Genomic DNA, 8,739 nt, shown 5'->3' with positions numbered 1-8,739 from the left:
GATGCTCTGGATCTTTCATATCGATAAAATCGATAATAATAATCCCACCGAGGTTACGTACTCGCAGTTGTCGAGCCAGCGCCGTAGCAGCTTCGAGGTTGGTTTTAAAAATGGTTTCTTCGAGGTTGCGATGACCGACAAAGGCGCCGGTATTCACATCAACGGTGCTCATCGCCTCGGTCTGGTCAATGATCAGATAACCACCGCTCTTGAGCTCTACCTTGGTTTCGAGCGCACGCTGAATTTCCTCTTCAACGCTATAAAGATCAAAAATCGGACGCTCGCCGGGATAGTATTCCAGAATTGGCAGAATTTCCGGTACGTAGTCTTTGGCAAAATCCACGACTCGCTGATAGCTTTCGCGCGAATCTATCCGTATTTTTTCCAACCCCGGCCGCACCAGGTCACGCATGGTGCGCATAAACAGCGGCAAATCTTCGTAGATGATCGACGGCGCCGGGTCGCGTTTGCGGCGGCGATCCACCGCCTGCCACAAGCGCTTTAAAAAGCGCGTATCGGCGGTGATCTCATCGTCTCCACAACCTTCTGCGGCGGTGCGGATTATATAGCCACCACCGTTCGTTTCCTCGTCGTCAGCGGCACTGACCTCAACCAGCGCCTTGAGCCGCGTGCGCTCAGCTTCATCGTCGATTCGATGGGAAACCCCAATATGCTCGGTCTTCGGCATATAAACCAGATAGCGCGAAGACACCGACAGATGGGTGGTCAAACGCGCGCCCTTGGTGCCAATCGGATCTTTGATGACCTGCACCGTCAGTGCCTGCCCTTCTCTCACTGCGGTACGAATCTCGGGCACTTCGCCATTGGTCGCCGGCTTTAGAGCAGCAATATCCGAAGCGTGAATAAACGCAGCTTTTTCCAGGCCAATATCCACAAACGCAGCCTGCATACCCGGCAGTACCCGCACCACTTTGCCCTGATAGATGTTGCCAACAATACCTTTGGCCCGTGCGCGTTCAATGTAAATTTCCTGAAGAACCCCGTTTTCCACCACCGCGACTCGGGTTTCCATCGGCGTTACATTGATAAGAATTTCTTCGCTCATATGGCTGTATGGATTCCAAAGCGCCGCAACAATTGGCGCGTCTCGTAAAGCGGCAGGCCGACAACTCCGCTGTAGCTACCTGTCAGCGAAACAACGAAAGCGGCAGCAAGCCCTTGAATGGCGTAGGCTCCAGCCTTATCGTCGGGCTCCCCGGTAGCAACGTACCGCTGGATTTCATCTTCCGCCAGTGTAGCAAAGCTAACTTCGCTCGTCTGAATCGTGCACTGCTGGCTGGTTTCGTTTTGCAGCGCAACAGCGGTCAACACCCGATGCTTGCGTCCGCTCAATTGCGTAAGCATGTGCACCGCGTGCTCGCGAGTTCGGGGTTTACCCAGAATTTTCTGATCAACGACAACGATCGTATCGGCTGCCAGCACAACCTTATCAAGTCGATCTTGCAGGGTATGCCACACAGCATCAGCTTTGCCGCGAGCCAGCCGGTCAACACATACCTCCGGCGTTTCTCCGGCCACCGGGGTTTCATCGATATCCGCCACTTTGACTGAGAAATCAACGCCGAGGGTGGAAAGCAGTTGCCTCCGCCTGGGCGATTGCGAAGCCAGAATCAGTTCCATCAGGTAACTACAAAGCGATAACAGAGGTAAGTGAGTATGACGTGCGCCAGCGGCCAGATTAGCGCACTCATCAGCGCCTGCGCCAGTACCAGTAGGCTGGTATCAGCAACGCCCATCAGGTTCTGTACCCACTGCCCCAGCAACAGATGAATGATCACCATGGAGAAAATGAAAACAGCCTGCTTGCGGTAGCCGTACATGCGCACACGCTGGTGCGATACATGTACAAAGTAGGCAACGACCGCCAGCGCAAACGCATGCTGTCCGAGGTAGGCGCCGTGCAGGATATCCATCAGCAAACCCGAAATCCAGGCCCAGCCGACACCCACACGGTGAGGCATGAAAAGCACCCAGAAGCAGATAACAATGACCATCCAGTCAGGCCGAAACCATCGTGCCGAGAGAGGGAGTGGGTAAACGCTCAGCGCCAAAGCCACAAACAGCGAAAGCAGGATCACCCAGAAGCTGTGGCCGTGATCATCCATCACCACGTGCCACCGAGCGACTGAAAACCAACAGCACGAACTGGGCTTTGTCGAGCTGCGCCAGCGGTCGCGCGCGAACAGTGGCGAAGGGCTCGCCTGGGTCGATGGTTACTTCCGATACCCGGGCGACCGGGTATCCGGCCGGAAAGCGGCCACCCAATCCAGAGCTGACCAGCAAATCGCCCACTTTGATATCGGTGGTTGCGGCCACGTGACTGAGCTCAAGCAGATCAATCAGTCCACTGCCTTCCACGATGGCCCGCACACCGTTGCGATTGACCTGCACCGACAGTGCGTGGGTCACGTCCGTAACCATCATCACTCGACTGTGATTGTAGGCCACGTTAATAACCTGACCGACGAGACCATCGGCATCAATGACCGCCTGCCCCTCTTCTATACCATCGGCTGACCCCTTATCCACGATAAACACGTGCTGGGCCGGGTCGGCAGCCAACCCAACCACCTCCGCCACCACCACACTTTCTTCCTTGTGACTGGCGGAGTTGAGCAACTCACGCAGACGCAGGTTTTCCGCACGCAACGAGGCAAGTTTCTGGGTTTTGGCGTGTAACACGAGCGCTTCGGCGCGCAGACGCGCATTTTCTTCACGCAGACTCTCCCGGCCGGTAAACAGCCCTTCAAGGCTGCGACCAATTTCCGAGGGTAATTCGGTAAGTTTATAGACCGGCAGCGAAACGCTTGCCAGATAGCTCAGCGGCCTATCGAGCCAGCCGCTGCGCGCTGCCTGAACCAACAACAACGCGATCAGGCTAAGCACCAGCAGGCGAATGCCTGCTGACGAAGAACCGGACGAAAAGATCGGTTTGATAGCGTCGCTCCCTTATGCCCGGGTTGCCCCGGAACAGAGTTATTCCGTCGACAGCATATCCAGACGATGTTTTTCCATGATTTCCATGGCACGACCACCACCGCGAGCAACGCAGGTAAGTGGATCTTCCGCCACAATCACCGGCAAGGCACTTTCATCGGCAATCAACTGATCGATTCCGCGCAGCAGTGCACCGCCACCCGTCAGTACAATACCAGTTTCGGCGATATCAGCCGCCAATTCCGGCGGTGACTGTTCCAGCGCCCGTTTCACCGCCTGCACGATCACAGACAGCGGCTCCTGTAATGCTTCCAGGATTTCGTTGCTGTTGAGCGTAAAGCGACGCGGAATACCTTCGGCCAGGTTGCGGCCACGCACATCAATCTCGCGCACTTCTTCCAGCGGATAGGCGCAACCGATCTCCTGTTTGATGCGTTCGGCCGTAGCGTCACCAATCAGGCTACCGTAGGTGCGGCGCACATGCGTGACGATAGCTTCGTCGAAGCGGTCACCGCCAACACGCACGGAGTCGGAGTAAACCACCCCATTGAGCGAGATAATGGCAATCTCGGTAGTACCGCCACCAATATCCACCACCATGGAGCCAGCCGCTTCTTCTACATTCAGGCCAGCGCCGATGGCTGCAGCCATCGGCTCTTCAATCAGGCGTACTTCTCGAGCACCGGCGCTCAGCGCCGATTCACGAATAGCGCGGCGCTCCACCTGCGTTGACTTACAGGGCACACACACCAAGACGCGCGGGCTTGGGCGGATGATGCTGTTTTGATGAACCTTGGCGATAAAATGCTGAAGCATTTTCTCCGTCACCTGGAAATCAGCAATAACACCATCTTTCAGCGGACGAATTGCCGTGATATTGCCGGGGGTACGACCCAGCATACGTTTTGCTTCAGTGCCTACCGCCTCGACGGTTTTCTGGCCATTATGGACTCGAATGGCCACGACGGAGGGCTCATCCAGAACCACCCCCTGATCGCGGACATAAATCAGCGTGTTGGCCGTTCCCAAATCGATTGAAAGGTCGTTTGAGAAAAGACCACGAATTCTTTTGAACATCTGTGCAATTCACCTGTACGGCCCTGAACGGACCCTTGTTACGACTGCCGGTTGGCAGCGGAAAGCCGCTATTTTCTATTATTTTCGCTGCAGCTGCCATAAATCCCTGCAACTCTATCAACGGCGGGGATTCAGGGCAAGGCGCAAATATGATAAGTTTACCCGCCCTGATTGACGGGCTACACGGTCGCTGCGGCCACCTCCCCGAATCAGTATCCGATTCTTGAGTTCGTCCGTTTTCTGACAGGCGGTTTCAGTCAGAGCAATACAGAGTGTAATTACAGACAGGTGACCCATGGCTGTTGGCCCATCAGACATTGAAAAAATCGCGCATTTGGCGCGCATCCGTATCGCGCCGGATCAGGTTGGCGAGGTCGCCAGCCGCCTCAGCGACATTCTCGGCATGGTCGATCAGATGCAGGCCGTAGATACCAGCAATATTGCTCCCATGGCCAACCCTCACGACGCCACCCAACGTCTGCGCCCCGACGCAGTCACTGAGGAAAACCAGCGCGACACCTTTATGGCACTGGCACCACAGTCCGAAGACGGCCTGTTCCTGGTGCCCCGCGTTATCGAATAAGCCTGTCGATCTGAATCAACGAACGACATAGACCCAGACCAGCTACCGAGAGCCAGCATGCATACCAAAACCCTACGCGAACTCGCGGACGGACTAGACAGTGGTCAGTTCTCCAGTGAGGAACTGACTCGCCATTTTCTGACGCGTATCGCCGAGCACAACCCCACGGTCAACGCTTTTATTACCGTACTGGAGCAAGAAGCGATGGCTCAGGCCAAAGCCTCCGACGCCAGACGCAGCAGCGGTCGGGCGTCCATCCTCGACGGCATCCCCCTGGCGCATAAGGACATTTTTTGCACCGCGGGCGTTCGCACCAGCTGCGCCTCCAAAATGCTCGACAACTTTATCGCCCCCTACAATGCAACTGTGGTTGAAAAGATTGCCAGCGCGGGCATGATCACGCTGGGCAAAACCAACATGGACGAGTTCGCCATGGGCTCATCCAACGAAACCTCCTGGTATGGCCCGGTACGCAACCCCTGGAATACCGACTGCGTCCCTGGCGGCTCGTCAGGCGGCTCCGCCGCCGCCGTTGCTGCAGGCCTCGCCCCAGCCTCAACTGGTACCGATACCGGTGGCTCCATCCGCCAACCAGCCGCCCTGTGCAACCTGACCGGTCTAAAGCCCACCTACGGCCTGGTCTCGCGCTATGGCATGATCGCCTTTGCTTCCAGCCTCGATCAGGCCGGACCGATGACCCGCACCGCCGAAGACGCCGCGCTGATGCTGCAAGCCATGGCAGGTTTTGATGATAAAGATAGCACTAGCCTGAAACGCGACATTCCCGACTACAGCGCCAGCCTGAATGATTCTCTGAAAGGCAAGGTGATCGGCATACCAAAAGAGTTTTTCGCCGAAGGCCTGTCCGATGAGATCGCAACAAAGGTGCGCGACGCCCTAGCGGAATACGAAAAGCTGGGCGCTACGCTGAAAGAAATCAGCCTGCCTCACAGCCACCTGTCAATTCCCTGCTACTACGTGATCGCCCCGGCGGAAGCCTCGACTAATCTGTCCCGCTATGACGGCGTCCGCTACGGCCATCGCTGTGACGACCCGAAAGACCTGGCTGACCTTTACACACGCACTCGTGAAGAAGGCTTTGGCGACGAGGTAAAACGACGGATACTGGTGGGCACCTACGCGCTCTCCGCCGGCTTTTACGACGCCTATTACCGCAAAGCACAGCGCATTCGCCGATTGATCAAGCAGGATTTTATCGACGCCTTCAAAGAGGTGGACATCATTGCGGGACCAACCTCGCCCAACCCGGCCTTTGGCTTGGGCGAAAAGGTGAACGACCCACTGACCATGTACCTCGAAGACATGTACACCATTGCGGTCAACCTCGCCGGCATTCCCGCCCTGTCGCTGCCCGCCGGCTTGGTAGACGGCAAACCAGTTGGCCTGCAGCTGATTGGCAAAGACTTCTGCGAGGCGGAAATTCTCAACGCCGCCCACCAGTTCCAGTTGGTTACCGACTGGCACAAACAAACCCCGGCAGCGTTTGCCTGAACTGCCTGACAAAGGGAACCCGACATGGAATGGGAAACTGTAATCGGTCTTGAGGTGCATGTGCAGCTTTCGACCAAATCCAAAATTTTCTCTGGCGCGAGTACCGCCTTTGGCGCGGCGCCAAACACCCAGGCCTGCGCCGTAGATCTGGCCCTGCCAGGCACACTGCCGGTATTGAACGAGGAAGCGGTAAAAAGCGCTATTAAATTTGGCTTGGCAGTAAATGCAGAAATAACGCCGGAATCGGTGTTTGAACGCAAAAACTACTTCTATCCGGATTTGCCCAAAGGCTACCAAACCAGCCAGATGGATGCCCCCATCGTTGGCCCCGGCTGGATCGACATCCAACTGGAAAGCGGTGAAACCAAGCGGATTCGCATTCATCACGCCCACCTGGAAGAAGATGCGGGCAAATCATTACACGAAGACTTTCACGGAATGTCCGGCATCGACCTGAATCGCGCTGGAACGCCGCTGATCGAAATCGTTTCTGAACCAGATATGCGCAGCGCTGAAGAGGCTGTGGCCTACCTGAGAAAAATACACTCCATCGTGACCTATCTGGGCATCTCTGATGGCGACATGTCGCAGGGCTCACTGCGCTGCGACGCCAATGTGTCGGTACGCCGGAAAGGTAGCGACACATTGGGTACTCGAACCGAAACCAAGAATCTGAACTCGTTTCGTTTTATCGAAAAAGCCATTCAGATAGAAGCCCAGCGCCAGATCGATGTGCTCGAAGACGGCGGCGCGATTACTCAGGAAACACGCTTGTTTGACAGCGAGCGCAACGAAGGCCGCCCTATGCGCAGCAAGGAAGAAGCCAATGACTATCGCTACTTCCCCTGCCCGGACTTGCTGCCCGTGGCCGTTGAGCAGAGCCTGATCGACGAAATCAAAGCCACCCTGCCCGAGCTGCCTGACGCCAAGCGCGAGCGCTTCCAGAGTAGCTATGGCCTGTCGAGTTATGACGCCAGCATACTCACAAGTGAGCGCGTCATTGCCGATTACTTTGAAACCGTCGCCGAAACAGCAGGTGACGCCAAACTGGCGGCCAACTGGGTGATGGTGGAACTGATGGGCCGTCTTAACAAAGAAAGCCTGGGTTTCGCTGCCTCACCAGTCAGCGCCGAGCAGCTCGGCGGGCTGATCCAGCGCATTCGCGACAACACCATCTCCGGCAAGATTGCCAAACAGGTCTTTGAAGCACTCTGGAATGGCGAGGGCGGCAGCGCCGATGCCATTATCGAGAGCAAGGGCCTCAAGCAGATGTCCGACAGTGGCGAACTGGAAAAAATGGTGGATCAAGTGCTGGCTGACAACCCCCAACAGGTTGAGCAGTACCGCGCAGCCGACGAGGGCAAACGCAAAAAAATGCTGGGCTTCTTTGTCGGCCAGATAATGAAAGCCTCCAAGGGCCAGGCCAACCCCGGCATGGTTAACCAGTTACTGAACAAGAAACTCGGCTGAGCCGGGCACAAGGAATTAAACAATGCGTAAAGACAAAGAAAAGGTATTGGACGAAGTCTGGACAGAAGATCGGGTTCGGGAATTTCTGGATGTGCACCCGCCCAAAGGCATAAACGCTGATTTCCACAAACTGGAAAAGGCTTACCAGAGCATGCGCGCAGATGATTTTGAAATTTTTGTTGGCATGTTTCTCGAAGCCGGGCACGACATCAATGCCACCAATGCCGCAGGCAGAACCGTGCTGAGCTATGTTCTAGAGCACCGCAACTCAACAGAGTTTGCGGATGTGCTACAAAGAAATGGCGCCAAATAAAGCCCGGGGCACCACCTGCAGAGCATCTACTCCACCCTGCCGCGATTAAATTTGATCCGGTTCTCCTGCTTTTTGTGTTCGCTTTTTTTCAGCAACACATAGACAGCGCCCACCCCTCCATGACGAGGCTGGGCGCTGGCGTAGGCAATGACTGGCGCCAGCTGGGGCAGCCATACATTGAGGTAACTTTTCAACACGGCGCCTTCCGCTTTTGACCCAAACCCCTTGCCGTGAACAATGCACAGGCTGCGTAGATTCAGGGAGTACGCCTCCTCAATAAACGAAAACACTTCCTGCCGGGCGCGCTCCACCGTCATCCGATGAAGATCCAGGCGCGCCTCGGGCTCATAGACGCCCTGCTTGAGCTTGCGAAAAACGCCGTGCTGTACACCGGCCCCCTGCCATTCCAGCACATAGTAGGCATCTAGAAGAGGAACCTCCGCATCCGAAAGCGGATTGCGATCAACCGTCTGCTCGCGCTGGGCAGCCTCACGACGCGCTTTAGCTGCAAGCTCGGAGATATCCTCCCGCCGGATGGCAACGCGCTTTTCGGCCTTTAACGGCCTAACGTCACCCAACTCTTTTGCAAACCACTCGTCATCTTGCATTGCCCACCTCCGACGCCAAGTATACCGCCCCAAACGACCAGTTTCGAAAATTCCCGCTATTTTCGGGCTGACGCAGGCCGTGCCACCGCCCTACAATGGCAGCCATGACATCACGTGATTCCAACTATAAGGCCCAGACCTGCCCCGCCTGCGGCGGCGACAATCGTTGCGCCGTTGCTCAAAACCTCCCTCCGGCCTCCTGCTGGTGCTTTTCTGTC

At 56.1% G+C, this 8,739-nt stretch carries 11 protein-coding genes; 5 read left to right on the top strand and 6 right to left on the bottom strand.

Annotated elements, in window-relative coordinates:
* The 5 genes from ABYP39_RS15180 to ABYP39_RS15160 all read right to left on the bottom strand — a co-directional run.
* Nucleotides 1-1,066: Rne/Rng family ribonuclease (locus tag ABYP39_RS15180; protein ID WP_372783365.1), on the bottom strand; the 1,066-nt coding region annotated here is incomplete at its 3' end.
* Nucleotides 1,063-1,644 (bottom strand): nucleoside triphosphate pyrophosphatase, encoded by a 582-nt coding sequence (locus tag ABYP39_RS15175; protein WP_372783371.1) that lies wholly within the window; start codon nt 1,642-1,644, stop codon nt 1,063-1,065. The genes ABYP39_RS15175 and ABYP39_RS15180, both read right to left, overlap by 4 nt.
* Nucleotides 1,641-2,126 (bottom strand): rod shape-determining protein MreD, encoded by a 486-nt coding sequence (gene mreD, locus ABYP39_RS15170; protein ID WP_372750127.1) that lies wholly within the window; start codon nt 2,124-2,126, stop codon nt 1,641-1,643. The genes ABYP39_RS15175 and mreD overlap by 4 nt, the downstream gene beginning before the upstream one ends.
* The gene (mreC, locus tag ABYP39_RS15165; RefSeq protein WP_372783369.1) at nt 2,119-2,919 is read right to left on the bottom strand and encodes a rod shape-determining protein MreC; all 801 of its coding nucleotides are present in this window, start codon (nt 2,917-2,919) and stop codon (nt 2,119-2,121) included. The genes mreD and mreC overlap by 8 nt, the downstream gene beginning before the upstream one ends.
* Nucleotides 2,920-2,997: 78 nt before the next feature.
* On the bottom strand, nt 2,998-4,035 hold the full coding sequence (locus ABYP39_RS15160) for a rod shape-determining protein (protein WP_372750238.1): 1,038 nt from the start codon (nt 4,033-4,035) through the stop codon (nt 2,998-3,000).
* A 295-nt stretch (nt 4,036-4,330) separates the two neighbouring features.
* On the opposite strand from ABYP39_RS15160, the gene gatC reads away from it, so the two are divergent.
* The 4 genes from gatC to ABYP39_RS15140 are packed head-to-tail and all read left to right on the top strand — an operon-like array spanning nt 4,331 to nt 7,913.
* Entirely contained in the window at nt 4,331-4,618 is a 288-nt protein-coding gene (gene gatC / locus ABYP39_RS15155; protein WP_372783363.1) for an Asp-tRNA(Asn)/Glu-tRNA(Gln) amidotransferase subunit GatC, read from the top strand.
* Nucleotides 4,619-4,675: 57 nt separating this feature from the next.
* Entirely contained in the window at nt 4,676-6,130 is a 1,455-nt protein-coding gene (gatA, locus tag ABYP39_RS15150) for an Asp-tRNA(Asn)/Glu-tRNA(Gln) amidotransferase subunit GatA (protein ID WP_372783361.1), read from the top strand.
* Nucleotides 6,131-6,154: 24 nt separating this feature from the next.
* Entirely contained in the window at nt 6,155-7,600 is a 1,446-nt protein-coding gene (gene gatB / locus ABYP39_RS15145) for an Asp-tRNA(Asn)/Glu-tRNA(Gln) amidotransferase subunit GatB (protein WP_372783359.1), read from the top strand.
* 22 nt (nt 7,601-7,622) lie between these two features.
* Nucleotides 7,623-7,913, top strand: a complete 291-nt coding sequence (locus ABYP39_RS15140) for a PA4642 family protein (RefSeq protein WP_372783357.1) — start codon at nt 7,623-7,625, stop codon at nt 7,911-7,913.
* Between the two features lie 26 nt (nt 7,914-7,939).
* On the opposite strand, the gene smrA is transcribed toward ABYP39_RS15140, so the two are convergent.
* Nucleotides 7,940-8,521 carry a DNA endonuclease SmrA gene (gene smrA / locus ABYP39_RS15135; RefSeq protein WP_372758525.1) on the bottom strand — a complete coding sequence of 194 codons (582 nt, stop codon included), beginning with the start codon at nt 8,519-8,521 and terminating at the stop codon, nt 7,940-7,942.
* 95 nt (nt 8,522-8,616) lie between these two features.
* On the opposite strand from smrA, the gene ABYP39_RS15130 reads away from it, so the two are divergent.
* The coding region (locus ABYP39_RS15130; RefSeq protein WP_372783367.1) for a cysteine-rich CWC family protein at nt 8,617-8,739 on the top strand (123 nt) is incomplete at its 3' end.

The organism is Litorivivens sp., from assembly GCF_041625495.1.
In the GTDB taxonomy this organism is placed as follows: Bacteria; Pseudomonadota; Gammaproteobacteria; order Pseudomonadales; family Spongiibacteraceae; genus Litorivivens.
This window is presented reverse-complemented; position numbering and strand designations above follow the sequence as displayed.

Bases quoted from the DNA above. Each gene is read 5' to 3' on its own strand.
- mreD (WP_372750127.1), bottom strand. From the start codon at position 2,126: ATGGATGATCACGGCCACAGCTTCTGGGTGATCCTGCTTTCGCTGTTT.
- ABYP39_RS15160 (WP_372750238.1), bottom strand. From the start codon at position 4,035: ATGTTCAAAAGAATTCGTGGTCTTTTCTCAAACGACCTTTCAATCGAT.
- gatC (WP_372783363.1), top strand. From the start codon at position 4,331: ATGGCTGTTGGCCCATCAGACATTGAAAAAATCGCGCATTTGGCGCGC.
- gatA (WP_372783361.1), top strand. From the start codon at position 4,676: ATGCATACCAAAACCCTACGCGAACTCGCGGACGGACTAGACAGTGGT.
- gatB (WP_372783359.1), top strand. From the start codon at position 6,155: ATGGAATGGGAAACTGTAATCGGTCTTGAGGTGCATGTGCAGCTTTCG.
- ABYP39_RS15140 (WP_372783357.1), top strand. From the start codon at position 7,623: ATGCGTAAAGACAAAGAAAAGGTATTGGACGAAGTCTGGACAGAAGAT.
- smrA (WP_372758525.1), bottom strand. From the start codon at position 8,521: ATGCAAGATGACGAGTGGTTTGCAAAAGAGTTGGGTGACGTTAGGCCG.